At 68.8% G+C, this 22942-nt stretch carries 26 protein-coding genes and 1 pseudogene; 11 read left to right on the forward strand and 16 right to left on the reverse strand.

The window, feature by feature from the left end:
- Positions 1–39: 39 nt before the first annotated feature.
- Together HALDL1_14075 and HALDL1_14080 are read right to left on the reverse strand one after the other, a co-directional pair.
- Complete coding sequence (locus tag HALDL1_14075) at positions 40–828, reverse strand: hypothetical protein (protein AHG04592.1); 789 nt, start codon at positions 826–828, stop codon at positions 40–42.
- A complete protein-coding gene (locus tag HALDL1_14080; GenBank protein AHG04593.1) occupies positions 821–1720 on the reverse strand; it encodes an ABC transporter in 900 nt (299 codons plus the stop codon). The genes HALDL1_14075 and HALDL1_14080 overlap by 8 nt, the downstream gene beginning before the upstream one ends.
- A 308-nt stretch (positions 1721–2028) precedes the next feature.
- Here HALDL1_14080 and HALDL1_14085 point away from each other — a divergent pair, with 308 nt between their 5' ends.
- Positions 2029–2586, forward strand: a complete 558-nt coding sequence (locus tag HALDL1_14085) for a hypothetical protein (GenBank protein AHG04594.1) — start codon at positions 2029–2031, stop codon at positions 2584–2586.
- On the opposite strand, the gene HALDL1_14090 is transcribed toward HALDL1_14085, so the two are convergent.
- Positions 2587–3015, reverse strand: a complete 429-nt coding sequence (locus HALDL1_14090; GenBank protein ID AHG04595.1) for a hypothetical protein — start codon at positions 3013–3015, stop codon at positions 2587–2589.
- Positions 3016–3088: 73 nt separating this feature from the next.
- The gene (locus tag HALDL1_14095) at positions 3089–3424 is read right to left on the reverse strand and encodes a hypothetical protein (GenBank protein AHG05377.1); all 336 of its coding nucleotides are present in this window, start codon (positions 3422–3424) and stop codon (positions 3089–3091) included.
- A 173-nt stretch (positions 3425–3597) separates the two neighbouring features.
- Between HALDL1_14095 and HALDL1_14100 the strand changes: the two genes are divergently transcribed.
- Entirely contained in the window at positions 3598–6861 is a 3264-nt protein-coding gene (locus tag HALDL1_14100) for a carbamoyl-phosphate synthase large subunit (GenBank protein AHG04596.1), read from the forward strand.
- Between the two features lie 27 nt (positions 6862–6888).
- Here HALDL1_14100 and HALDL1_14105 read toward each other — a convergent pair whose 3' ends face one another.
- Both HALDL1_14105 and HALDL1_14110 read right to left on the reverse strand, forming a co-directional pair.
- The gene (locus HALDL1_14105; GenBank protein ID AHG05378.1) at positions 6889–7011 is read right to left on the reverse strand and encodes a hypothetical protein; all 123 of its coding nucleotides are present in this window, start codon (positions 7009–7011) and stop codon (positions 6889–6891) included.
- Positions 7012–7314: 303 nt separating this feature from the next.
- A complete protein-coding gene (locus HALDL1_14110; protein ID AHG04597.1) occupies positions 7315–8376 on the reverse strand; it encodes a carbamoyl phosphate synthase in 1062 nt (353 codons plus the stop codon).
- Between the two features lie 97 nt (positions 8377–8473).
- Between HALDL1_14110 and HALDL1_14115 the strand changes: the two genes are divergently transcribed.
- From HALDL1_14115 to HALDL1_14125, 3 genes are read left to right on the forward strand one after another with little or no spacing between them, the layout of a single operon-like run.
- A complete protein-coding gene (locus HALDL1_14115; GenBank protein ID AHG04598.1) occupies positions 8474–8887 on the forward strand; it encodes an AsnC family transcriptional regulator in 414 nt (137 codons plus the stop codon).
- 40 nt (positions 8888–8927) lie between these two features.
- On the forward strand, positions 8928–9551 hold the full coding sequence (locus HALDL1_14120) for an isopentenyl-diphosphate delta-isomerase (protein AHG04599.1): 624 nt from the start codon (positions 8928–8930) through the stop codon (positions 9549–9551).
- A 46-nt stretch (positions 9552–9597) separates the two neighbouring features.
- The gene (locus HALDL1_14125; protein ID AHG04600.1) at positions 9598–10014 is read left to right on the forward strand and encodes a Mov34/MPN/PAD-1 family protein; all 417 of its coding nucleotides are present in this window, start codon (positions 9598–9600) and stop codon (positions 10012–10014) included.
- A gap of 4 nt (positions 10015–10018) precedes the next feature.
- Here HALDL1_14125 and HALDL1_14130 read toward each other — a convergent pair whose 3' ends face one another.
- Together HALDL1_14130 and HALDL1_14135 are read right to left on the reverse strand one after the other, a co-directional pair.
- Complete coding sequence (locus tag HALDL1_14130; GenBank protein ID AHG04601.1) at positions 10019–10252, reverse strand: hypothetical protein; 234 nt, start codon at positions 10250–10252, stop codon at positions 10019–10021.
- Positions 10252–11292, reverse strand: coding sequence for an alcohol dehydrogenase (locus HALDL1_14135; GenBank protein AHG04602.1), 1041 nt, complete (start codon positions 11290–11292; stop codon positions 10252–10254). Before HALDL1_14135 ends, HALDL1_14130 begins: the two co-directional genes overlap by 1 nt.
- A 73-nt stretch (positions 11293–11365) precedes the next feature.
- On the opposite strand from HALDL1_14135, the gene HALDL1_14140 reads away from it, so the two are divergent.
- Positions 11366–11980, forward strand: a complete 615-nt coding sequence (locus HALDL1_14140; protein ID AHG04603.1) for a molybdenum cofactor biosynthesis protein MoaB — start codon at positions 11366–11368, stop codon at positions 11978–11980.
- 121 nt (positions 11981–12101) lie between these two features.
- Here HALDL1_14140 and HALDL1_14145 read toward each other — a convergent pair whose 3' ends face one another.
- Complete coding sequence (locus HALDL1_14145) at positions 12102–12533, reverse strand: hypothetical protein (protein AHG04604.1); 432 nt, start codon at positions 12531–12533, stop codon at positions 12102–12104.
- 194 nt (positions 12534–12727) lie between these two features.
- On the opposite strand from HALDL1_14145, the gene HALDL1_14150 reads away from it, so the two are divergent.
- Both HALDL1_14150 and HALDL1_14155 read left to right on the forward strand, forming a co-directional pair.
- A complete protein-coding gene (locus HALDL1_14150) occupies positions 12728–13441 on the forward strand; it encodes a 5-formyltetrahydrofolate cyclo-ligase (GenBank protein AHG04605.1) in 714 nt (237 codons plus the stop codon).
- Positions 13442–13466: 25 nt separating this feature from the next.
- Complete coding sequence (locus HALDL1_14155; GenBank protein ID AHG04606.1) at positions 13467–13742, forward strand: hypothetical protein; 276 nt, start codon at positions 13467–13469, stop codon at positions 13740–13742.
- Positions 13743–13762: 20 nt separating this feature from the next.
- Here the strand turns inward: HALDL1_14155 and HALDL1_14160 are convergent, their stop codons facing one another.
- The 5 genes from HALDL1_14160 to HALDL1_14180 form a co-directional block, all read right to left on the reverse strand.
- Positions 13763–14077: a cupin gene (locus tag HALDL1_14160; protein ID AHG04607.1), complete on the reverse strand. Its 315-nt coding sequence runs from the start codon at positions 14075–14077 to the stop codon at positions 13763–13765.
- Between the two features lie 43 nt (positions 14078–14120).
- The gene (locus HALDL1_14165) at positions 14121–14435 is read right to left on the reverse strand and encodes a CTP/GMP synthase operon protein (GenBank protein ID AHG04608.1); all 315 of its coding nucleotides are present in this window, start codon (positions 14433–14435) and stop codon (positions 14121–14123) included.
- Positions 14432–15349: a GMP synthase gene (locus HALDL1_14170; protein AHG04609.1), complete on the reverse strand. Its 918-nt coding sequence runs from the start codon at positions 15347–15349 to the stop codon at positions 14432–14434. Before HALDL1_14170 ends, HALDL1_14165 begins: the two co-directional genes overlap by 4 nt.
- Positions 15349–16989 (reverse strand): CTP synthetase, encoded by a 1641-nt coding sequence (pyrG, locus tag HALDL1_14175; protein ID AHG04610.1) that lies wholly within the window; start codon positions 16987–16989, stop codon positions 15349–15351. The genes HALDL1_14170 and pyrG overlap by 1 nt, the downstream gene beginning before the upstream one ends.
- 105 nt (positions 16990–17094) lie before the next feature.
- Positions 17095–17700 carry an alpha/beta hydrolase gene (locus HALDL1_14180; protein AHG04611.1) on the reverse strand — a complete coding sequence of 202 codons (606 nt, stop codon included), beginning with the start codon at positions 17698–17700 and terminating at the stop codon, positions 17095–17097.
- 133 nt (positions 17701–17833) lie between these two features.
- On the opposite strand from HALDL1_14180, the gene HALDL1_14185 reads away from it, so the two are divergent.
- Positions 17834–18688: a phage-shock protein gene (locus HALDL1_14185; protein AHG04612.1), complete on the forward strand. Its 855-nt coding sequence runs from the start codon at positions 17834–17836 to the stop codon at positions 18686–18688.
- A 49-nt stretch (positions 18689–18737) separates the two neighbouring features.
- Complete coding sequence (locus HALDL1_14190) at positions 18738–19763, forward strand: hypothetical protein (protein AHG04613.1); 1026 nt, start codon at positions 18738–18740, stop codon at positions 19761–19763.
- Here the strand turns inward: HALDL1_14190 and HALDL1_14195 are convergent.
- Entirely contained in the window at positions 19751–20242 is a 492-nt protein-coding gene (locus HALDL1_14195; GenBank protein AHG04614.1) for a hypothetical protein, read from the reverse strand. The genes HALDL1_14190 and HALDL1_14195 overlap by 13 nt on opposite strands.
- A gap of 63 nt (positions 20243–20305) precedes the next feature.
- Positions 20306–22228 (reverse strand): threonyl-tRNA synthetase, encoded by a 1923-nt coding sequence (locus HALDL1_14200; protein ID AHG04615.1) that lies wholly within the window; start codon positions 22226–22228, stop codon positions 20306–20308.
- Positions 22229–22389: 161 nt separating this feature from the next.
- Here HALDL1_14200 and HALDL1_14205 point away from each other — a divergent pair.
- A pseudogene (locus tag HALDL1_14205) lies at positions 22390–22913 on the forward strand (Lrp/AsnC family transcription regulator).
- Positions 22914–22942 lie beyond the last annotated feature (29 nt).

Here is a 22942-nt window from a genome sequence, read left to right on the forward strand (position 1 = left end):
AGGCAGGCCGCCGCCAGCGAGACGCTACCTCCCTCCTCCTCAGTTCACGTCCCGCCGGCGGAAGTACCACTGGCTCGCCGCCACTAGCGCGAGCGTCGCCACCGTCAGGATTGCAGCGCCCGCGAGGTCGTAGCTGCCGTCGACGAGGATGGCAGTCGGGTCGTAGTAGCGCATCGGCGCCACGGCGCCGGCCCACGCGTAGTCCGTCGATGCGACCACCGACTCCAGCAGGAACAGCCCGAACACCACCGCCATGGCGACGCGCTGGGCGACGCTCTCGCGGTCGGCCACGACGCTGATGGCGAGGCCGATGGCTGCGCAGGCGAACAGGTACGGCAGCGACAGCGCGTGGACGAGGACGAGGTCCGCGGTCCCGATGGGGTAGCCGATGGCGCGCGTCGCGACCCACGTCACGGCGGCGACGATGAGGTTGATGAGGAGGATGCCGGGGACCAGTGAGAGGTAGCGCTCGCCGACGATGCGCGCCCGCGACACCGGCAGCGCCAGCAGCAGGTCCATGCGGCCGTCCTCGACGTCGCCCGCAATCAGGGAGGCAGCGCTGTACGCGAGGTAGAGACCGAGCAGGATGACCCACGCGAACTGGTAGAGTTCTGTCGCGAGGAACCCCTCGATGGTGTCGAACGCGCGCAGGCCGAACGCCTCCACGAACACCGGCGGGAGCGCCTCGATGTACTCTTCGAGGTCGAGGTTACCGGTGAACGACGGGAAGAACGCGGCGTACAGCGCGCTGAACGCCGACAGACCGACGGACAGCGCCAGCGCGCCCTTCACCCGTCTGCGGGCGCCGTACGCGGCGAGTTCAAGCACTCGCCTCACCCCCGTAGAACTGGAGGAAGACGTCCTCGAGGGGCGCCTCCTCGACGTCGAGTTCCCGCAGCGAGTAGCGGTCGAGTTCGTCGACGAGCGCGTCCACGTCGCCCGAGAACGTGAACGACACCTGGGTCGCGCCGTCCACGTTCCGGCGGCTGAGGTCCGCGACGCCCGGCAGGTCGAAGGCGTCCGCGGGCAGGTCGCCAATGACCGTGGCGCGGACGAGTTTCCCGCTGCGGTCGAGCAGCGCCTCGACGTCCTCGATGGCGACGAGTCGCCCCTCGCGGATGATGGCGACGCGGTCGCAGACGCGGCGCACCTCGCTGAGCACGTGACTGGAGAACAGCACCGTGACGCCGCGCTCGCGTTCGTCCCGGAGGAACTCGTTGAACCGCTCCTGGAGCAGCGGGTCGAGCCCCGAGGTGGGTTCGTCCATCACGACGACGTCCGGGTCGTGCATGAACGCCTGCACGATACCGAGTTTCTGGACGTTCCCGGTGGAGTACGCCCGGATGCGGCGGTCGAGCGGCGGGTCGAACAGGTCGAGCATGGTGTCCCGACGGCTGCCGCCCTTCAGCGACTTGTGGAGGTCGAGCACCTCCCGACCCGTAGCCTGCCCGTCGAAGCTCGGGTGGGCGGGCAGGTAGCCGGTCCGCGCGAGCGCGTCGAGGCGCTCGCTCTCGACGGTGGTGTCGGCGCCGAGCACGGAGACGCGGCCCGCCGTCGGCGACTGCATCCCCAGCAGCGTCCGGATGGTCGTCGTCTTCCCGGCGCCGTTGGGGCCGAGGAACCCGAACACCTCGCCCTCCGCCACGTCCAGGGAGAGGTCGTCGACGGCCACGAGGTCGCCGTAGCGCTTCGTGAGGCCCTCGATTTCGATGACGCTCATGGGCGAACAACTCGGCTCTCCCGCATGAAGATTCCCCAGGCCGAGAGAGCTGACGCGGTCGTCGGGTTCCAGCCGGTGAAGCAGCCGACAGCCTGGCGGATTGAAAGGGCGAGGTGCTGTCGACGAACCTCGGGGACGCAAGGACCGCAACGAGCGAAGCGAGTGAGGACAGGAGCGACCCGCGGGAGTCGACAGCGCCGAGGGCTCTCGAGAGGAGTGGACTACAGCGACACGGCCGACGGAGCGACTGGAGAGAACTCACGTCCGTTCCGCGGGGCTTAACCACCACGACGGCCAACACCCGTGCAATGACCGAGCCGCGCGTACCGGGCACGGAGGCGGACGACGACCGCATCGACCTCCCGTGTGGCGAGCGCGCCGACCAGCAGGCCTTCGACATCGGAATGCGGGAGTACGCCTGCACCTGCGGCGACCAGCACGCCGTCGTGATGGACATGCACCCGCCGTCGCGGTTCTTCCCGGAGTCCATCGTGAGCGTGCTGCGGGAGGCAATCTCGCCCGCGCCCGAGGACGAGTTCGACGAGTTCGGCACGCCACACCTGATGGGGGCCGTGATGGAACAGCTCCCGGACGAGGTCGTTTCCGTCGACGGAACCGAGAACGGCGCCGTGGGGTGGGCGATGCTGTGGGTGACCGAGATGGACACCCGCGAACTCCACGAGATCGTCGTCGAACTGATGGTCGAGCTGATGGACCACGCCGTCAGCCACGCCGACAGCGACGCGACGGCCGCGGAGTTCGAGGAACAGATGACCGACTTCGACGTGACGGCGTTCGTCGAGGACTACCGGGCGGCCCGCGAGTGGGAGGACGAGAGCGGGCCGCGGGGCGGCGAGGCGCGCTGATTACTGGCTGGACTCTTCTGGTGGCGCAGCGTCGGCGAGGTCCTCGACTGCGAGTTCGAAGTTGCGCTTGTTCGCCTTCCAGCCGGCGTCGAAGAGGTCGCCGAGTGCGGGAATCGAACCGATACCGGCGTCGACGGCGACGTTGACGAGCATCGCGGCCAGCGTCTCGCGTTTGACGCCCTGGCGGGCGGACTCGGCGACGATGTACATCGAGATGGCGGCGGTCGCGACGTCGCCGGCGATTGGCAGCGCGCCGACGATGGGGTCGATGCCTATCTTGCGGTCGGTCCCCGGGACGGGGACGGCGTCGTCGAGCGCCCAGGCGACGACCTGCATCCGCTTGACCGCCGACGCGTTCACGTGGTCGGGCAGTTCCCCGACGTCGAACTCCTCGGCCAGTTCCGTCTCGTCTCCCGTCTCGCCGTCGATGTCTGACATACACGATTGGAGGAGACGAACACGGAAAAGCACGCGGGCAGGTGGCTGAAGGGCTGTCCGAGGGTTACGTCGGTTCCGGGACGCCGTCGAAGCCTTCGACGAACCCCTCGCGGAACAGGTCGGCGGCGCCGTCGGGGCCGGTGACCGCGAGTCGCACCGTGTCGTACGGCGGCCGGTAGTCGATGCGGAAGTCGGCGAACGAACAGCAGACCGCCTCGTTCCGGACGAGTTCGGCCACTGCTTCGAGGGCCGCGTCCTCGAAGACGAGCGCGACACCGTCGTCCAGTTGTTCGGTGCGCTCGACGTGGGGGACGAGTGCATCCTGCGCCCACGCTCGGCGCTCCTGGGCGTCCTCGGGGTCTATCGTGCACGTCACGTCGGACTCTGTCTGCTGACTCATGGTGCAGTCTGCACTCCGGCCCCCGGCCACTTTACTTGTCAGCTCCACTACATCGAAGCCACTTCGACGCGTCGAACCGACGGCCGATTGTCGTTACGATTTTCGTAATTCGGTTTCGAACAGCACACCGTTTCGCTGACCTTATTACGATGGACGAACTCCACGCAGGTAGTATGAGCGAGCACGAGGACCGGACGGTACTGCTCATCGGCAGCGGACCAATCCAGATCGGCCAGGCCGCCGAGTTCGACTATTCGGGCGCGCAGGCCTGCCGTGCGCTCCGAGAGGAGGGCGTCCGGGTGGTGCTCGTCAACTCGAACCCCGCGACCATCATGACGGACCCCGAGATGGCCGACGCGGTGTACATCGAGCCCATCAACACGGAGGCCATCACGGAGGTCATCGCGAGAGAGGACCCCGACGGCGTCATCGCCGGCCTGGGCGGCCAGACCGGCCTGAACGTCACCGCCGAACTGGCCGAGGAGGGCGTCCTCGACGAGTACGACGTCGACGTGATGGGGACGCCACTGGACACCATCTACGCGACCGAGGACCGCGACCTGTTCCGCCAGCGCATGCAGGACCTCGGTCAGCCGGTGCCGCGCTCGACGACCATCTCGCTGGACGACGACGAGTCGGTCTCGGAGTTCGACGAGGGCGCACTCGCCGACCGCGTGGAAGCGGCCGTCGACGACGTGGGCGGCCTCCCGGTCATCGCGCGGACGACGTACACCCTCGGCGGGAGCGGGTCCGGCGTCGTCGACAACATGGAGGAGCTCCTCGCCCGCGTTCGCAAGGGGCTGCGGCTCTCCCGGAACGGCGAGGTGCTCATCACGGAGTCCATCGCCGGCTGGGTCGAACTGGAGTACGAGGTGATGCGCGACGCCGACGACTCCTGCATCATCATCTGCAATATGGAGAACCTCGACCCGATGGGTATCCACACGGGCGAGTCGACCGTCATCACCCCCTCACAGGTCATCCCCGACGACGGTCACCAGGAGATGCGCGACGCGGCCCTCGAGGTCATCCGCGACCTCGGCATCGAGGGCGGCTGCAACATCCAGTTCGCGTGGCGCGACGACGGCACCGCCGGCGGCGAGTACCGCGTCGTCGAAGTGAACCCGCGCGTCTCCCGCTCCTCGGCGCTCGCGTCGAAGGCGACCGGCTACCCCATCGCCCGCGTCACCGCGAAGGTCGCGCTCGGCAAGCGCCTCCACGAGATCACCAACGAGATCACCGGCGAGACGACGGCTGCCTTCGAGCCGGCCATCGACTACGTCGTGACGAAGGTGCCGCGGTGGCCCATCGACAAGTTCGAGGATGTCGACTTCACGCTCTCGACGGCGATGAAGTCGACCGGCGAGGCGATGGCGATCGGCCGCACGTTCGAGGAGAGCCTCCTGAAGGCGCTGCGTTCCTCCGAGTACGACCCCGCCGTCGACTTCGGCGTCGTTGAGGACGACGAGTTACGCGAGGAGTATCTCGAACGGCCGAGCCCGGACCGCCCGTACGCGATGTTCGAGGCGTTCGAGCGCGGTTTCTCGGTCGACGAAGTCGTCGAGGCCACGGGCATCTACGAGTGGTACGTCGAGCGCTTCCACCGCATCGTCGAGGCGAGCAAGGAGGTCGTCGACGGGGCGTTCACCCCCGCGGCGACCGCGGGCTTCACCAACGCGGAGATCTCCGCGCTCGCGGGCAACGTCTTCGAGGACTCCAGCCTCACATGGCTGCCCGAGACGCGCGGCGCGTGGCGGGAGGCCGCGGAGGCGGCCGCCGGCGACGCCGACGAGAGCCTCCCCGTCTCCGCGGAGCGCGCGGGCGTCGGGCAGGTCGAGGCCGCGGTACCCGGCCGAACGTACAAGCAGGTCGACACCTGTGCCGGCGAGTTCGAGGCGTCGACGCCGTACTACTACTCCTCGCGGCAGCCCGAGTGGTTCTCCGGCCCCTACGAGGGCGACGCGGCCGCCGGCGAGCTGCGGGTCGACCGCAATCCGGATAGCGTGGTCGTCGTCGGCGGCGGCCCCATTCGCATCGGGCAGGGCGTCGAGTTCGACTACTGCTCGGTCCACGCGGTGCGCGCCCTCCGCGAGCAGGGAATCGAGGCCCACGTCGTGAACAACAACCCCGAGACCGTCTCGACGGACTACGACACCTCCGACGGGCTGTTCTTCGAGCCGATCACCGCCGAGGAGGTCGCCGACGTCGTCGAGGCGACGGGCGCCGACGGCGTGATGATCCAGTTCGGCGGACAGACCTCCGTCGACATCGGCGAGCCGCTCGCGGCCGAGCTCGACCGCCGCGGCGTCGACTGCGACATCATGGGCACGTCGGTCGATGCGATGGACCTCGCGGAGGACCGCGACCGCTTCAACCGCCTCATGGACGAGCGCGGAATCGCCCAGCCCGAGGGGGGCAGCGCCACGAGCGAGGCGGAGGCGCTCGAGCTCGCCCGCGACCTCGGCTACCCGGTGCTCGTCCGCCCGAGCTACGTGCTCGGCGGACGCGCGATGCAAGTCGTCGCAGACGACGCGGAGCTCGAACGCTACATCGAGGAGGCCGTCCGCGTCTCCCCCGACAAGCCGATTCTCGTCGACGAGTTCCTCGCGGACGCCGTGGAGCTCGACGTCGACGCCGTGAGCGACGGCGAGGACGTCGTCATCGGTGGAATCATGGAGCACATTGAGGCGGCGGGCGTCCACTCCGGGGACTCCGCCTGCGTGATTCCGCCGCGCTCGCTCGACGACGACACCCTCCGGCGCGTTCGCGAGGTCACCGAGGAGATCGCCTCGGCGCTGGACACCGTCGGACTGCTGAACGTCCAGCTGGCCGTACAAGACGGCGACGTGTACGTCCTCGAGGCGAACCCGCGCTCCTCGCGCACCGTCCCGTTCGTCTCGAAGGCGACCGGCGTCCCCATCGCGAAACTCGCGGCGAGAGTGATGGCCGGCGAGACGCTCGCCGACATCGACGTGAGCGAGGGCGTCCCCGAGCAGTTCAGCGTCAAAGAAGTCGTGCTGCCGTTCGACCGCCTGCCGAACTCGGACCCCCGCCTCGGCCCGGAGATGAAGTCCACGGGCGAGGTGATGGGCACCGCGTCATCGCCAGAGATGGCGTACTGGAAGGCCCAGCAGGCCGCGTCGAACGCTCCCGAGGCGGGCGGCACGGCGGTCATCGACCTGCCGGTCGAGGGGTACGAGGACCACTTCGAGGTCGCGGCGTTCGAAGACGTCCCCGAGGCCATCCGGAGCGGCGACGTCGACTTCATCGTCTCCGACGACCGCGAGGCGCTCACGACGGCCGTCGAGGAGGAGATTCCGTACCTCTCGACGGTCGCGTCCGCGGAGGCGATGCTGGAGGGACTCGCCCACAGGAACGACGACCTGGACGTCCTGCCGGTCGGTGACCGGCCGATTCGCGACGAGCGCTGGGGGTAGGACGGCCGCCAGCAGGCCGCGTCCCGCCTACGCGACGGCGAGCACGACGGCACCCCCGGCGAGGAAGGCGGCGAGCGCGTACCACGGTTCTCTCCGCACCACGCGGATGTTGTCGCCGATTCGGATTTGTTCGCGGCGAGCGCGTACCACGGTTCTCTCCGCACCGTTCGACTGGCGGTACTGCCGTACCGAGCGACGCCGAGCGACGCGACGACGAAGACCACGGCGATTGTCACGCCGACAGCGGCGTACTCGGTGGCGTGGAGGTAGGCGGCGAACGCGCCCACGACGGCGCCGAGGACGGCCGCGTGCCACTCGCGGAACGCCAGTTCGTTCGCCGAGAAGACGGACTCGGACATTGGTTTCTCGTATTTCGACGGTGAAGATAAGGCTTCGGGCCGGTGGGCTGTCCGACGGAGTGACGGGAGAACGAGAGTGAGACAGCCGGCGCGTTCAGTCCGCCTTCGGCGTCATTCGACGCGTCTCGGCCATCGCGAGCACGTCGTCGAAGAAGTCCAGCGTGTCGTTCGGGCCGGGGTTGGCCTCGGGGTGGTACTGGCGCGTGAGCACGTCCAGTTCCGCCGAATCGAGGCCCTCGGGGGTGTCGTCGTTGACGTTGACCTGCGTGACGTCGAGGTCGCCCGGGTCCGCGACGGTGTAGCCGTGGTTCTGGGTGGTCATCACGACGCGGCCGCTGTCGTGGTCGAGGACGGGCTGGTTGACGCCGCGGTGGCCGAAGTCCATCTTCTCGGTGGTGCCGCCGAGCGAGCGGGCAACGACCTGCTGGCCGAGGCAGATGCCCGCGATGGGGACCTCGCCGACGAACTCGTCGACGAGCGCCTCGGCTGCCTCGAAGTTCGCGGGGTCGCCCGGCCCGTTCGAGACGAACAGCACGTCCGGGCCGAGGTCGGCCACCTCGGTCGGCGTGGTGTCGTGCGGGAGGCGGTGGACGGTGGCGCCGCGCTCGACCAGCGAGTCGACGATGGACTGCTTGGCGCCGCAGTCGATGAGCGCGACGTCGGTGTCGCCGTCACCGTACGTCTCGGGTTCGGCGACGCTGACGCGCTCGCCGATGTCGGTGATGTCGTCCATGTGCGGACAGTCGGCGAGTTCCGCGCGGGCGTCGGCTGGCGTGGCCTCGGGGCCGGCAGCGATACCGACCTTCATCGCGCCGCCCTCGCGGATGTCGAGGACGAGGTCGCGGGTGTCCAGGCCGTCGACGGCGGGGACGCCCTCCGCGCGCAGCCAGTCGGCGACGTCGTCGGTGAGTTCGCGCGCGACGACGGCGCTGGGGTGGACGCGGTCGGACTCGAATCGGTCGTCTCGGACGCCGTAGTTCCCGATGAGGGGATAGGCAAAGGTGAGCACCTGTGCCTCGTACGATGGGTCGGTGAGGCTCTCCTCGTAGCCCGTGTACGCCGTGGTGAACACGAGCTCGCCGCGCGCCGTGCCGGGGGCGCGAGCGTTGGCCTCGACGACGTCGCCAGTTTCGAGCGCGAGGTAGGCGTCCGGCATTACGAGTTACCCACGGTGGAACGGAGTATAAATCTTGCTTTCGTAGCGAGGTTTCGAAATTCGTAATCCTTTTTGTCGGGGGCTGGCACGTGAGGGTATGGACGACATCGACCGGCGCATCCTCGACACCCTGCGACGGGACGCGCGGACGCCCTACACGGAGATTGCCGACGACATCGGCGTCAGCGAGGGGACCGTGCGCAACCGCGTCGACAGCCTCGTCGACGCGGGCGTCATCGAACGGTTCACGGTCGCGACCTCCACGGGGAACGTGAAGGCGATGATCGAGATCGGGGTCGCGATGGACGTCAACACCCACGAGATCGGCGACCGGATGGTCGAGTGGGGCGAGGTAGACTTCGTCTGGCAGGTCTCCGGCGAGGACGACATCGTACTCGTCGTCGACGCCACGGACACCGGCGGCGTCAACCAGCTCGTGACGAAGGCCCGCGAGCAGGAGGAGGTCGTCTCCACGAAGACTCGCCTCATCCTCGACGAGAAGATGGGGTAGAGTCGAAGCGCTATTGGTTCGGGTCCACCTCGGTACGCGCATGAGCGAGACAGAGCCGAGCGTTCCCGTCGAGTCGTCCCGTGACGACGAGACCGCGGAGAACGCAGCACAGGACGTCGTCACCGTCGACGCCTACGACGAAGCAGAGGGCCTCGCCAACCGCCTCGACGCCCACACCGAGGGCGGCATCCGCCACCGCGCGTTCACCTGCCTGCTGTTCGACGAGGACGGCAACATCCTGCTCGCCCAGCGCGCGGCCCGCAAGCGCCTCTGGGACACCCACTGGGACGGCACCGTTGCCAGCCACCCCGTCGAGGGCCAGAGCCAGGAGGCGGCCACCCGCGAGCGCCTCGAGGAGGAACTCGGCATCACCCCCGACCAGTACGACGAACTCGAGGTCACCGACCGCTTCGAGTACAAGCGCCACTACCTCGACGAGGGCGTCGAGTGGGAGGTGTGTGCGGTCCTCAAAGCGACGCTCACGGACACGAGCGTCGACCCCGACCCCGAGGAGGTCGGCGGCGTCCTCTGGGCCGACTACGAGGACCTCCACGAGAACCCGCGGTACTACCGCCAGCTGCGCCTCTGTCCGTGGTTCGAAATCGCGATGCGCCGGGACTTCGACGGCGACGCCGACCCCGTGCCGGACGGCGTCCGCGAGTAGCGTCGGTAGAGTCGGGTTTTTTCCGGTTCCCATCCCAAGCGAAGGCGTGCTCGCGCTCTCGCGGTCAGCCTACGACGAGATTCTCGACCACGCGCGAGCGGACGCGCCCCGCGAAGCCTGCGGCGTTCTCGTCGGCGAACGCGACGACGACGAGCGCCGCGTCGAGGCGGTGCGCCAGGTCCCGAACGTCGCCCCGGCACCCCGCGTGACCTACGAACTCGGCCCGGAGGCGACGATGGCCGTCTTCGACGAGGCCGAGGCGACGGACCGCGACGTGGTCGGCTTCTACCACTCCCACCCCGCAGGCCCGAGCCACCCGAGCGAGACAGACACCGAGCAGGCGTCGTGGCCGGACTACGTCTACGTGGTCGCGTCGCTGGCCGCGCGCCCGCCGACGCTGGACGCGTGGCTGTGGACCGGCGATGCATTCGAGCGCGACGACGTCGTGGTCCGGGAGAACTGAGTCGCTACCCGCGGATGGCCGTCCAGACGCCGACGGCGCCGAGCAGGATGGCGGGGATCATCGGGATGGCGAGGTACGTGTCCCGGAAGCTGAGCCCGAAGCTCCCGGCGCCGACGAAGTAGACGTACGCGGGCGCCAGGAGCCCCGTGGCGACGAGGACGGCGACGACGAGCCACTGGGCGCGCTTGCTCATCGCCCGCTCCGTCGTGGCCGTCTCGGGTTCGTGGGGGTTCGCCATCAGTAGTCGCTGTCGGGTATTACCACTACCTTCCCAAAGCCCTCCCGGTTCTCCAGCAGTTCGTGGGCGCGAGCCGTCTCGCTCATCGGGAGCACGTCGCGGATGCGGACGTCGAACGTGCCGTCCCACACCAGCGAGAGCACGTCGTCGACCTCCCCCGGCGTTGCCATCGTGGAACCGAGCACCGAGAGGTGGTTCCAGAACAGCCGCTGGACGTGGGTCTCGGGCTTCCCGCCGGTGGTCGCGCCGCAGGTGACGAGGCGGCCGCCCTTCGCCAGCGAGCGCAGCGACTGGTCCCACGTCGCCTCGCCGACATGGTCGACCACCACGTCCACGCCGCGCTTGCCCGTCCGGGCGCGAATCTCGTCGGCGAAGTCCGCGTCCTCGTAGTCGATGGCGCGCGTCGCGCCGAGTTCCTCGGCGTACCGGCGCTTCTCCTCGGTGCTCGCCGTGGCGTACACCTCGGCGCCCGCGTGGGCCGCGATCTGGACGGCGGCGTGGCCGACGCCGCCGCTGGCTCCCAGCACGAGCACGGACTCCCCGGGGTCGACGTCCGCCCGCGTGACGAGCATCCGCCACGCCGTCTGAAAGACGAGCGGCGCGGCGGCCGCCGTCGCCCAGTCGACGTCGTCCGGTACGGGCACGAGGTTGTCCTCGGGTATGGCCGCCCGCTCGCTGTGGACGCCCGGCACGTGCTCGCCGATGACGTGGAAGGACGTGCACAGCGGGTAGTCGCCGTCCCGGCAGAACTCGCAGTCCCCACACCAGACCCCGGCGGAGAGCGCGACGCGGTCGCCCGCCTCGAAGCGCCGGACGTCCGGGCCGGTCTCGAGGACGACGCCCGCCGCATCGCTCCCGGGGACGTGGGGCATCTCCAGGTCGAGGCCGGGCAACCCGCGGCGGGTCCAGACGTCGAGGTGGTTGAGCGCGCCCGCCTTCACGTCCACCAGCACCTCGTCGCGGCCGACCTCGGGGTCGGGGACCTCCCCATAGTCGATGACCTCGGTGCCGCCGTGCCCGTCGAAGCGAACTGCCTGCATAGCGGGGTGGTGGCGGGGGGCGACCAAAACTGTGGGGTTCACGCTTTTGCCACGGGGGTCCGAAGGCCAGCACATGGTCGACTTCCAATCGCGGGACACGCGCGTCGACGACGAGGAGGCGGCGGACCCGCCGGACGAGGACGACGCGACGGACGACCTCGAGGAGCACGAGGACCACCACCACCACGACGTCGAGCAGGTCGGCGCGGCGGTGGTCACGGTCTCCTCGACGCGCTCGCTCGACGACGACCCCGCGGGCGACGCCATCGTCGCCGCCTTCGAGGACGAGGGCCACGAGGTCGTGACGCGCGAACTCCTCCAGGACAACTACGACGGCGTGCAGTCGACGCTCGACCACCTGGTCAGCCGCAAGGACGTCGACGTGGTGGTCTCCACCGGCGGCACCGGTGTCACACCCGACGACGTCACCGTCGAGGCGGTCCAGGCGCTGTTCGACAAGAAACTGCCCGGATTCGGCGAACTGTTCCGGCGGCTCTCCTACGACGAGGTCGGCACGAGAGTCGTCGGGACGCGGGCGGCCGGCGGCGTCTCCGACGGGACGCCGGTGTTCTGTCTCCCCGGCAGCGAGAACGCAGCGCGACTCGGCAGCGAGGAGGTCGTCGTCCCGGAGGTCGGCCACCTCGCGGGTCTCGCCCGTCCCGAAGGCGAGGACGACGAGACGGAGTGAGGGCTGTCGGTCGACCCGGTGAACACTGACGGTCGACGGAGTGGGGACTCACGGTCGTCGCGTGGCACGAAGAAACGAAGCGGAATCGCGGAGCGCGTCGGTCGTCTGGCGGCTCGTCGCGTCAGGCGTCAGCGGCGTCGGACTCGCCATCCTCGGAGAGCAGACCGCTCAGCTCCGACCCGAGGTCGTCGAGGTCACCGTCGAGGAACGCGTTGATCTTCTGGTGGATGTCGCTCACGCGGTCCGGGACGGGCGCCGGCAGCTCGCTCGGCGGACCGGCGTCGCCCGCGTTCTCGGACGCCGACGCGTTGTCGGCCTCCTCGGGCGTTCCAGTCTCGTCGGCGTTCCCGCGGTCCGCGGCGTCAGCGGCCGCCGAAGCGTTGGCCGCTGCCGAGGGGGTCGCGGCGTCGCTGCCGTCGGTCGCGGAGCTGTTGTCCGCTTCGTCGGGCGTCTCTGCTGCCTGTCCTGCTGGCGTCGCGGCGCCGGCCGCAGCCACACCGCCCACGAGGACGGTGACTGCGAGCACGACGGTGAGCACTGATTTCACGTTCATCGCGATTCGTCCTGGGTCGGCCACCCACTTCAACCGGGGAAGCGCTGAATCCAAATTCCGCCACGTTGGGGCGTCTAAACCCCGATTAACTCGAATTGGCGCCGATTAACGGAGCGGCAGTCCTCGGCCGACCCACCAGCCGGCGGTCTGTGGCCGAGAGTGGCCTATTTGGACGTCGGCCGTCAACCGGGCGTGTGACCAAACAGGAGCTCCGCGAGCGCGTGTGGGACGACCTGGCGGACAGCGGCGAGGCCAGGTTCCCGTTCCCGCCCCACGGCCGCATCCCCAACTTCGCCGGCGCGAGCGACGCCGCGGCGCTGCTCGCCGACCAGCCGGAGTGGGAGCGTGCAGCGACGGTGAAGGCGAACCCGGACGCCCCGCAGTTGCCCGCGCGGCGCCGCGCGCTCCGCGACGGGAAGACCGTCTACATGGCGGTGCCGCGCCTCCGCGACGCGGACTGCTTCCTCGAACTCGACCCCGCGAACGTGGACGACCACGAGCGGGCGCCGACGCTCTCGCACGTCGACGACTACGCCGAGCAGGTCGGCCCGGACGCGCTCCCCCACGTCGACCTCGTGCTCTCGGGCAGCGTCGCGGTGACGCCCTCGGGCGCCCGCGTCGGCAAGGGCGAGGGGTACAGTGACCTCGAGTTCGCCATCCTCTCGGACCTCGGCCTCGTCGACGCGGAGACGGTGGTCGCCACCACGGTCCACGAGTCCCAGCTGGTCGACGACGACGAGGTCGAACCCGACGCCCACGACGTCCCGATGGACCTCGTGGTGACCCCGGAGCGCGTGATTCGTCCCGACGGCAACGACGCTCGCCCCGCGGGCGTCGACTGGGACGCCCTGAGCGAGGAGCGCGTTCAGGAGATGCCGGTACTCGTCCGCCTCCGGCCCGACATTTAAGCACGAGAACGTCGAAGCCGACGGTATGCCAGCGGGCGACGACGTGGTCGACGGGGACGCGCCCAGCAGCGCGGCGGACGCGGCGCCGTCCGCGGATGCCGCGGAGGCCGCGCTGTCGGGAGTCCTCGACGGGACCGACGGCGACCCGCAGTGCGTGCTCTGCTCCAACGACGCGGACTACTTCCTCTACGACCCCGGTAGCGTCGAGAAGTTCGTCTGCTGGGAGCACGTCAGCCCGCACTCCGCCGCCGTCGACGGCGAGGAACCCCGCCCTGGACGTCCGGTCGCGCTATCGCTCTAACAAATCGGTGCGATTGCCATCTACCCCATCGGCGCCATCGTCGCCGTGAACACCGCCACCTCGTCGGTCTCGTTGCGCGCGCCGTGCGGGACGCCGCGCTCGTGGACGACCACGCCCGGCGCATCGACTGTCTCCTCGTCGTCGCCCTGCACGACCACGACTTCACCCGTGAGGACGTGGAACGCGTTCGTTTGGTCGGCGTGCTCGTGGGGGTCGACGCTCGCCCCCGGCCCGAGCGCGAACGCCTTCACGAGTGCGTCCTCGGAGAAGTACAGTTCCTCGGTGAGCACCTCGCCCACGTCGGGGTCGAGGTCGGGGTAGCGGTCGAGTGACATACGCGACCGGACGCAGGCGAGTGGCTTCAGTGGTGGGGCCGGCTCAGACCAGTTCCTCGGCGACTGCGTCGGGACCGAGCAGGTCCGGGTCGATGGCGAAGTCGAGGCGAGACTTCACGAACTCCGGCATCGAGTCCTGCGTGTAGGCGACGGTCTTCAGGTCCTCGTTGCGCTCGAGGGCGACCGGAATCGCGGTGGCCTCACCGGCGTCCGTGATGACGAGCAGGTCGGCATCCTCGACGCCAGCCTCGACGAGTCGTTCGCCAGAGGCGATGCCCTCGATGCGGGTGACTTCGACGCCCTCTGCCTCGAGGGCGTCGACGATGCTGCTGTCGGGTCCGACGACGATGGCCTTCATTCGTACTCGATGGTCGCGGGTGGTTTGTGCGTCACGTCGTAGACGACGCGAGAGACGTTGTCGATGGTGCCCGCGATGCGCGACTGGAGGCGCTGAAGCGTCTCCCAGTCGAGTTCCTGGGCGCGGGCGGTCATCCCGTCCCGGGACTCCACGGAGCGCACGGCGACGACGTGGCCGTGGACGCGGTTGTCGCCCTTCACGCCCGTGGCCTTCCCGAGCACCGCGGCGAACGCCTGCCACGGGTCGTACTCGTCGAGTTCGTCCTCGACGACGTGGGTTGCCTCGCGAGCGATGCGGACCTTCTCGCGGGTGACCTCGCCGAGTACGCGGACGGCGAGTCCCGGTCCGGGGAACGGCATGCGCTCGCTGATGACCTCCTCGAGGCCGAGTTCGCGGGCGACCTCGCGGACCTCGTCCTTGTAGAGGTCGCGCATCGGTTCGACGATGCCGTCGAAGTCGACGACGTCGGGGAGGCCGCCGACGTTGTGGTGACTCTTGATGTTCCCCTCGCTCTCGATGCGGTCGGGGTAGATGGTCCCCTGGACGAGGTAGTCGGCGTCCACTTCGTTGGCGACCGTCTCGAACTCCCGGATGAACTGGTCGCCGATGACCTTCCGCTTCTCCTCGGGGTCGGTGACGCCCTCGAGGCGGTCGAAGTAGCGGTCCGCCGCGTCGACGATTCGGAGGCGCTCCATGTAGTCGAACTCGCGGCGGATTTCCTCGGTCTCGCCCTTCCGCATCAGCCCCGTGTCGACGTAGACGGGGACGAGCTGGTCGCCGACCGCCTCGTAGGCGAGGGCCGCCGCCGTCGAGGAGTCGACGCCCCCGGAGAGCGCGATGACGGCGGTGCTGTCGCCGAGCTGGTCGCGGATCTCCGCCTTCGCGTCGTCGATGAATTCGTCCGTGTTCACCATCAGTTGGTCACCTCGGTTTTCGCGTCGGGTCGGTCGAGCACCGCGTCGAGCAGGCCGACGAACGGCGGACTCGCTCGGGTCGGCCGGGAGCGGAACTCGGGGTGGAACTGCGTCCCGAAGAAGAACGGGTGGTCGTCGTACTCCAGAATCTCCATGCGGTTGCCGGCCTTCCCGGAGAACGTCAGGCCGTCCGCGGTGAGGTCGTCGATGTACTCGGGGTTGACTTCGTAGCGGTGGCGGTGGCGCTCGGTGCAGGACGTGTCGCCGTAGAGGTCGTGGGCGAGGCTCCCCGGCTCGATGTCGGTCTCGTGGGCGCCCAGCCGCATCGTGCCGCCGAGGTCCTCGAGGTCGTACTGCTCGGGCAGCAGGTCGATGACCGGGAAGGGAGTGTCTTCGTACACTTCCGCGGAGTGTGCGTCCTCCATCCCGAGGACGTTACGTGCGTACTCCACGACCGCCATCTGGAAGCCCAGACAGAGCCCGAGGAACGGCACGTCGTGCTCGCGGGCGTACCGGATGGCCTCGATCTTCCCCTCAGTGCCGCGGGAGCCGAAGCCGCCCGGCACGACGATGCCGTCGGCGTCCGCGAGGCGCTGCTCGTGGTGGTCGTGCATCTCCTCGGAGTCCACCCAGAGCACGTTGACGTCGACGTTCTTCTCGAGGCCGGCGTGCTTGAGCGCCTCGTGGATGCTCATGTAGGCGTCCTCGAGTGCGTACTTGCCGACGAGCGCGATGTCCACCTCGCCGGTGCGGTCCTGCGTGACGAGGTCGCGCCACTCCGTCGAGCGCTCCTCGGGCGGGAGCGCGCGGTCGGTCAGGTCGAAGCGCTCCATCACGTACTCGTCGAGACCCTCCTCCTCGACGGTGAGCGGCACGTGGTAGACGTCCTCGACGTCCGGGTTCGAGAACACCGCGTCCGTCGGCACGTCGCAGAACAGCGCGATCTTCTCCTTGACGTCCGGGTCGAGGCGGTCCTCGCAGCGCCCCACGAGGATGTCCGGCTGGAGACCGATGGACCGGAGCTCCTTCACGGAGTGCTGGGTGGGCTTGGTCTTCTGCTCGCCGTTCTGCGAGTACGGGACGAGCGTGACGTGCGCGAAGAGGATGTCCTCGTCGTCCTGCTCGTGGCTGAACTGGCGCAGCGCCTCGAGGAACGGCATCCCCTCGATGTCGCCGACCGTCCCGCCGACCTCGACGAGACAGACGTCCGACCCCTCGGCGGCCTCGCGCACGCGGCGCTTGATGTCGTCAGTGACGTGCGGGATGATCTGGACCGTCTTCCCGAGGTAGTCGCCGGCGCGTTCGCGCTCGATGACGTGCTGGTACACCTTCCCCGTGGTGACGTTGTGGTCGGAGGTCATGTCCACGTCGAGGAACCGCTCGTAGTTCCCCAGGTCGAGGTCGACCTCCCCGCCGTCCTTCAGCACGTACACCTCGCCGTGCTGGTACGGGTTCATGGTGCCCGCGTCCACGTTTAGGTACGGGTCAATCTTCACCGCAGTAACGTCGAACCCCGCGTTCGAGAGCAGTCGTCCGAGACTCGCGGCCGTGATGCCTTTCCCCAGCCCGGACATCACGCCGCCGGTCACGAACACGAACTTGCTCCCCAGAGAGGGGTCGTATCCGGTCTCCTTCGGCATACTGACCGTCCGACAGGCGTGGCAAAAACCGTTTCGGGACACCGCTGGCCGCGACAGTCACCGGCACGCTACCCGGAAGTCCCGTGGCACTCCCACAGCGTCCCGCTACCGACAGGCGTCGGCGAGAAACGGACCGGCGGCGTCGGCGACCGCGTCGAAGCGCCCGATGAAGAAGTGGTCGGCGGCGAGTTCGACGACCTCGCAGTCCAGTTCGCGGGCGGCCGCGACGACCGGTTCCCAGTCGGCTGTCGAGTCCCGGGTCGCGTAGACGACCTGCAGTGGGGCGGTAACGTCCTTGAGCGCGTCCGCGGCGTTCAGGCCCGCGGGGAGTTCGGCGGCCGGCGCGAGCAGCGAGACGGCACAGAGGTCGAGGTCGGTCGTCGCGGCCGCGAGCGCGGCGATGCTCCCGCCGAAACTGAACCCGAAGATGCCCACGGTGTCGTAGCGCTCGCCCGCCCACCGGAGGGCGTTCCGGGCGTCTTCGCGTTCCCCCTCGCCCTCGTCCCAGTCGCCGTAGTCGAAGCGCAGCGCCGCGATTCCCTCGTCCACGAGGTGGGCCGAGACGGCTTCGAGGCGGTCGTCCCCGCGGTGGCCTCTGTGCTGGGGGTGTGGCGGACACATGACGACGCAACTGCGCGACCCGTCGTCCGGTTCGTCGAGGGTCGCCTCCACGTCTCGCGCGCCGGGCACGAGCACGGTCTCCTGTCGCATGGCGGAACGTTCGGGGCGACGGTGCTTATCGGTCCCGACATCCGGCGACCACGACGGACCACTCGACCCACTCGCGCCCGAGAAAAGGTCGGTTTCGAGTGGAGTTTTTACGTCCGCAGGCCGAACAGTGCGCATGGGTATCGTATCACGACTATCGTACACGATCCGGTCGAAACTGAACGCCCTCGTGCGGTCCACCGAGGACCCGGCGGAGACGCTGGACTACTCCTACGAGCGGCTCCGGGACCGGCTCCAGGACGTCGAGACGGGGCTGGCTGACCTCACCGCCCAGAAGAAGCGCCTCGAGGTCCAGCGCGAGCGCCTCGCGCAGAACGTCGAGAAGCACGACGACCAGGCGTGGGAGGCGGTCAAGCAGGGCCGGGACGACCTGGCGCGGCGCGCCCTCGAGAAGAAGCGCACGAAGCGCGACCAGCTCGCGGAGATCGACGACCAGGTCGCCGACCTCGAGGCGACCCAGCGCGACCTCGAGGAACAGAGAGACGGACTCGAAACGAAGGTCCAGGAGTTCCGCACGAAGAAGGAGACGATGAAGGCGCGCCACGAGGCCGCGAAGACCAAGACACAGGTCTCCGAGGCCCTGACGGGGCTGAGCGACGACGACGTGCCGCGCGCCATCGAACGCGCGGAGGACCAGACCGAGGAGGTGGAGGCTCGCGCGGCAGCGATGGACGAACTCGGCGACCGCGGTGTCCTCGAGGACCCGCTGTCCGAGGACGACCACATCGAGCAGGAACTCGCCGCCGAGCGCGGCGACGACGTGGAGTCCGAACTCTCGGCGCTGCGCGCGGAGGTCCGTGGCGAGACCGACGACGACGTCGTCGAGGTCGAGAGCACGGTCGAGGAGACGGATTCCGGAGCCGAGGTAGTCGACGAGAATCGCAGTGAGAGTGACAGCACCAGCGATGCCGAAGCGGACGAAGTCGAGGAGATCCGGGCAGAGGTCCTGGACGACGAGCAGCAGGCGTAGCCCCTCCGGCCGCGAGTAACGTTTTGGGGCGGGCCGCCGTACGTCCGCTATGAGCGAAGGGTCGGGAGACGACGAGTTACGCGACCGGCTTCCGAACAGCCGTGTGCAGGTCTGGCTGACGGTGGACGCCGACCGGCGGCACGTCGCTGTGGCGTTTCTCACCGTCATCTTCACCACCATGGTCGTGGTGGGGACGCTGCTGCCGACGCCGGCGGACGTCCTGTTGACCCGCGGCGACCCCCACGAGACGCTGTTCAACGCGCTCGTCGGCTCCGTCATCACGGGCGTGACGCTCGTGCTCACGCTGAGCCAGATCGTGCTCTCCCAGGAACTGGGTGCGGTCGGCGACCAGCGCGAGCGGATGGAAGGCGCCATGGACTTCCGGGCGGACGCCGCGGACGCCGCCGACGAGGACGTCGCGCCCGCGGAGCCGTCGGTGTTCATGCGGGACCTCGTCGCGGCCACCTGCGAGCAGGCCGACGCGCTCGCCGCGGCCGCCCCGGACGGAGACGCGGGGGACGCGGTGAACGAATACGTGGACGACCTCACCGGGAACGCCGACGCCGTCACCGACCAGCTGGAGGGCGCCGAGTTCGGCGACTTCGAGGTGGTCCGCGCGGCGCTGAACTTCAACTACTCGATGAAGATCTACCAGGGCAAGCGCATCCAGGCCGCATACGGGGACGAGTTCGACGAGGCGGCGTCCGAGGCCCTGGCGGACCTGCTGACGACGCTGGAGCTGTTCGGGCCGGCCCGTGAGCACTTCAAGACGCTGTACTTCCAGTGGGAGCTCTCGGACCTCTCGCGCACGCTGCTGTACGCCGCGATACCGGCGCTCTCCGTCGCCGTCGCCGCGCTCCTGCTGTTCGACCCGGCGGAGTACCCCGGCTACACGCTCGGCGTGAACCACGCGCTGCTCGGGGTGAGCGCGGCCGCGACGGTGGCCGTGCTCCCGTTCGCGCTCCTGCTGGCGTACATCCTGCGCATCGTCACCGTCACGAAGCGCACGCTCTCCATCGGCCCGTTCGTCCTCCGGGAGACGAACGAGTCCGGGACGGGCGACTACGGGGAGTAGGGCGGCTGCCACGGCCCGTGTCGCGCGACGGCGACGTGGGTGCCGACGAGGACGAACACGCCGACGGCGAACGCGACCACGTCGCCGAACCCGTCCGCGATGCCCAGCGAGACGATGAGGACGGTGGCGTACGCTGGCGGGTGGAGGCTCTCCGTCGCGTACATCGCGACGGTGGCGGCGACTGTCGCGGCGAGCGCGGCGGCGACCCGCTGGAGACCCGCCAGCGACTGCGGGGTGGCGTCGAGCAAGGGAGCGGCGCCGCTGGCGAGCGCGAGGACGGCGAGGAACGCGGCGAGCACGCCGACCAGCTGGCCGACGACGACGCGCCGTGGCTGGTCGTCGATGGCCGCGAGCACGTACGCCGAGGGGCCGAGGCTCGGTAACAGAATCGCCGTTCCCGTCGTCCACGCGAGTGCGCCGAGCACCGCCAGCAGGAAGGCGACGTACGTTCCGACGCCCAGACCGGCGCGCCACGTCATCACCCCGACCGACTCATTTGGCCGGGATGTGCGTGGCGGTTCTCGGTGTTCGGGGAGTGCCGACTACTCCACGAAGTCGGGCTGCGTCCGCTTCTCGTCGACCTCCCCGACGAAGTGGTCGCGGAACGTCTCGAGTTCGACGTCGTTCCGCTCGCGCTCCTGGCGGTCGCGCACGGAGACGGTGCCCACCTCCTCCTCGTTGTCGCCGAGGACGAGCATGTACGGGACGTTGTCGTCGTGGGCCTGCTGGATCTTCCGGCCGACCGTCCAGTCGCGGTCCTCGACCTCGACGCGGTAGCCGTCGAGTTCGTTCTTGACGCGGTGGGCGTAACCGAGGTTGTCGTCCGTGACCGGGAGGATGCGCACCTGCTCGGGCGCGAGCCACGTCGGGAAGCGGCCGTCGTAGTGCTCGACGAGCACCATGAAGAACCGCTCGTAGGAGCCGTACAGCGCGCGGTGGATCATCACTGGCTGGTGGGCGTCGTTGTCCGAGCCCGTGTACTCCAGGTCGAAGCGCTCGGGCATGTTGAAGTCGAGCTGGACCGTCGGGCCGTCCCACGAGCGCCCGAGAGCGTCCTCGAACGCGAAGTCGATCTTCGGGCCGTAGAACGCGCCGTCGCCCGGTTCGACGTCGTAGTCCATCCCCTGCTCCTCGAGGACGTCGCGGAGCTGTGATTCGGACTGCTCCCAGATCTCGTCGCTGCCTACGGACTTCTCCGGGCGCGTCGCCAGCGCCACCTCGTAGTCGAGGTCGAACGTGTCCAGGACCTCGAGGATGATGTCGATGAGGCGTCGCACTTCCTGCTCTATCTGGTCGGCGCGCGCGAACACGTGGCCGTCGTCGATGGTGAACGCCCACACCCGGGAGAGCCCGGAGAGTTCGCCGCGTTGCTCCTTGCGGTACACCTTCCCGTCCTCGAAGTACCGCACGGGGAGGTCGCGGTAGCTCCACGAGCCCTCGTTGAAGATGGTGGCGTGGCCCGGGCAGTTCATCGGTTTTAGTCCATATTCCTCGTCGTTGACGTCGAGGAGGAACATGTCGTCGACGTAGTTGTCGTAGTGCCCGGACTGCTTCCACAGCTCCGTGCGGAACAGGTGCGGGGTCTCGACCTCGTCGTAGCCCATCTCCCGGTTGAGCCCGTGGACGTACTCCGAGAGCTCACGGAGCACCGTCTTCCCGTTCGGGTGGTAGAGCGGGAGGCCGGGGCCGGTGACGTCCGGGATGGAAAAGAGGTCCATCTCGCTGCCGATCTTCCGGTGGTCGCGCTCGGCGGCCTCCGCGCGGCGCTCGAGATAGTCGTCGAGTTCGCTCTCCGTGGGGAACGCGGTGCCGTAGACCCGCGTCAGCGTCTCGCGCTCCTCGTCGCCGCGCCAGTACGCCGCCGACGTTTCGAGCACCTCGAAGCCGCCGATCTCGCCCGTCGACTCGACGTGCGGGCCGCGACAGAGGTCCTCGAAGTCGTCCTGGCGGTAGAAGCTCACGGGGTCGTCGCCCGCGGCCTCGGTCTCCAGAATCTCGCGCTTGAACGGGTTGTCGTCGTACGTCTCGAGGGCCTCTTCGCGGTCGTACTCGACGTACTCGACGTCGTAGTCGGCCTCAATGATGGCGTCGGCCTCGTCCTGGATGGCGTCGAGGTCCTCCGCGTCGAGTTCGACGTTCGCCACGTCGTAGTAGAACCCCTCCTCGGTGTACGGGCCGATGGTGAGTTTCGCGTCGGGGTGGTGGCGGAGGATGGCCTGCGCGAGGACGTGGGCGGCGGTGTGCCGCAGCACGTCGAGGTAGTCGCCCGACTGGTCGGTGACGATCTCGATCTCGCAGTCCTCGGTCAGGGGCGTCTCCTTGGAGACGAGTTCGTGGTCGACCTTCCCCGCGACTGTGTCACGGCCGAGGCCGGGCCCAATTTCGTACGCTACGTCCTCGACCGTCGCGCCGGACGCCAGCTCCAGGGTGGAGCCGTCCGGCAGCGTCACAGTGACCGTGCTCATACAGGTGGTTCTTTCGCCCGGAGGCATCCATAAGCCTGTTGAGAGCGGACGGCTCGTGAGCGGACCACACGCCTCCGTCGGCTCCCGGCGGCCGCCGCCAGTGCGAACGTCCCTCGCCCCGGGCAGCGAAGATTATTTGACTAGAGCCCGAATTCGACTGTATGGCCGACGACCCACTCAACAACCTCGACAGGCGCATCCTTCACCTGCTCCAGGTAGACGCCCGGGGGCCAGCGACACCTCCATCGCCAGCGAGACCGGCGTGACGGGAACGACCATCAGCAACCGGATCGAGCAACTGGAGGAACAGGGAATCATCCTAGGGTACAACCCCGAGATAAACTACGAGGCGGCGGGCTACCCGATGCGCGTGCTGTTCATCTGCTCGACGCCACTCTCCGAGCGGCCGGAGATGGCCGAACGGGCCCTCGAAGTCTGGGGTGTCGTCAACGTCCGGGAGATGCTGGCCGGCGAGGAGAACCTCCACGTCGAGGTCGTGGCCGAGACGACGTCCGAAATCGAGCAGAGCACCAACCAGCTGGACGAGCTGGGGCTGCGGATCGTGAGCAGCGACATTCTCGCAGACGAGCGGATACAGCCGTGGAATCACTTCCACCAGAAGATAGTCGACGACGCCGACACGCTCGCGGAGGAGGAGTCCGCCGAACAGGCAGGCGAAGAATAGTTGGGGTACTGAAACACTACCGCCAGAGT

It is taken from the genome of Halobacterium sp. DL1, from assembly GCA_000230955.3.
GTDB lineage: Archaea > Halobacteriota > Halobacteria > Halobacteriales > Halobacteriaceae > Halobacterium.

Bases quoted from the DNA above. Each gene is read 5' to 3' on its own strand.
- HALDL1_14080 (AHG04593.1), bottom strand. From the start codon at position 1,720: ATGAGCGTCATCGAAATCGAGGGCCTCACGAAGCGCTACGGCGACCTC.
- HALDL1_14085 (AHG04594.1), top strand. From the start codon at position 2,029: ATGACCGAGCCGCGCGTACCGGGCACGGAGGCGGACGACGACCGCATC.
- HALDL1_14095 (AHG05377.1), bottom strand. From the start codon at position 3,424: ATGAGTCAGCAGACAGAGTCCGACGTGACGTGCACGATAGACCCCGAG.
- HALDL1_14100 (AHG04596.1), top strand. From the start codon at position 3,598: ATGAGCGAGCACGAGGACCGGACGGTACTGCTCATCGGCAGCGGACCA.
- HALDL1_14110 (AHG04597.1), bottom strand. From the start codon at position 8,376: ATGCCGGACGCCTACCTCGCGCTCGAAACTGGCGACGTCGTCGAGGCC.
- HALDL1_14115 (AHG04598.1), top strand. From the start codon at position 8,474: ATGGACGACATCGACCGGCGCATCCTCGACACCCTGCGACGGGACGCG.
- HALDL1_14120 (AHG04599.1), top strand. From the start codon at position 8,928: ATGAGCGAGACAGAGCCGAGCGTTCCCGTCGAGTCGTCCCGTGACGAC.
- HALDL1_14130 (AHG04601.1), bottom strand. From the start codon at position 10,252: ATGGCGAACCCCCACGAACCCGAGACGGCCACGACGGAGCGGGCGATG.
- HALDL1_14135 (AHG04602.1), bottom strand. From the start codon at position 11,292: ATGCAGGCAGTTCGCTTCGACGGGCACGGCGGCACCGAGGTCATCGAC.
- HALDL1_14140 (AHG04603.1), top strand. From the start codon at position 11,366: ATGGTCGACTTCCAATCGCGGGACACGCGCGTCGACGACGAGGAGGCG.
- HALDL1_14145 (AHG04604.1), bottom strand. From the start codon at position 12,533: ATGAACGTGAAATCAGTGCTCACCGTCGTGCTCGCAGTCACCGTCCTC.
- HALDL1_14155 (AHG04606.1), top strand. From the start codon at position 13,467: ATGCCAGCGGGCGACGACGTGGTCGACGGGGACGCGCCCAGCAGCGCG.
- HALDL1_14160 (AHG04607.1), bottom strand. From the start codon at position 14,077: ATGTCACTCGACCGCTACCCCGACCTCGACCCCGACGTGGGCGAGGTG.
- HALDL1_14165 (AHG04608.1), bottom strand. From the start codon at position 14,435: ATGAAGGCCATCGTCGTCGGACCCGACAGCAGCATCGTCGACGCCCTC.
- HALDL1_14170 (AHG04609.1), bottom strand. From the start codon at position 15,349: ATGGTGAACACGGACGAATTCATCGACGACGCGAAGGCGGAGATCCGC.
- pyrG (AHG04610.1), bottom strand. From the start codon at position 16,989: ATGCCGAAGGAGACCGGATACGACCCCTCTCTGGGGAGCAAGTTCGTG.
- HALDL1_14180 (AHG04611.1), bottom strand. From the start codon at position 17,700: ATGCGACAGGAGACCGTGCTCGTGCCCGGCGCGCGAGACGTGGAGGCG.
- HALDL1_14185 (AHG04612.1), top strand. From the start codon at position 17,834: ATGGGTATCGTATCACGACTATCGTACACGATCCGGTCGAAACTGAAC.
- HALDL1_14190 (AHG04613.1), top strand. From the start codon at position 18,738: ATGAGCGAAGGGTCGGGAGACGACGAGTTACGCGACCGGCTTCCGAAC.
- HALDL1_14195 (AHG04614.1), bottom strand. From the start codon at position 20,242: ATGACGTGGCGCGCCGGTCTGGGCGTCGGAACGTACGTCGCCTTCCTG.
- HALDL1_14200 (AHG04615.1), bottom strand. From the start codon at position 22,228: ATGAGCACGGTCACTGTGACGCTGCCGGACGGCTCCACCCTGGAGCTG.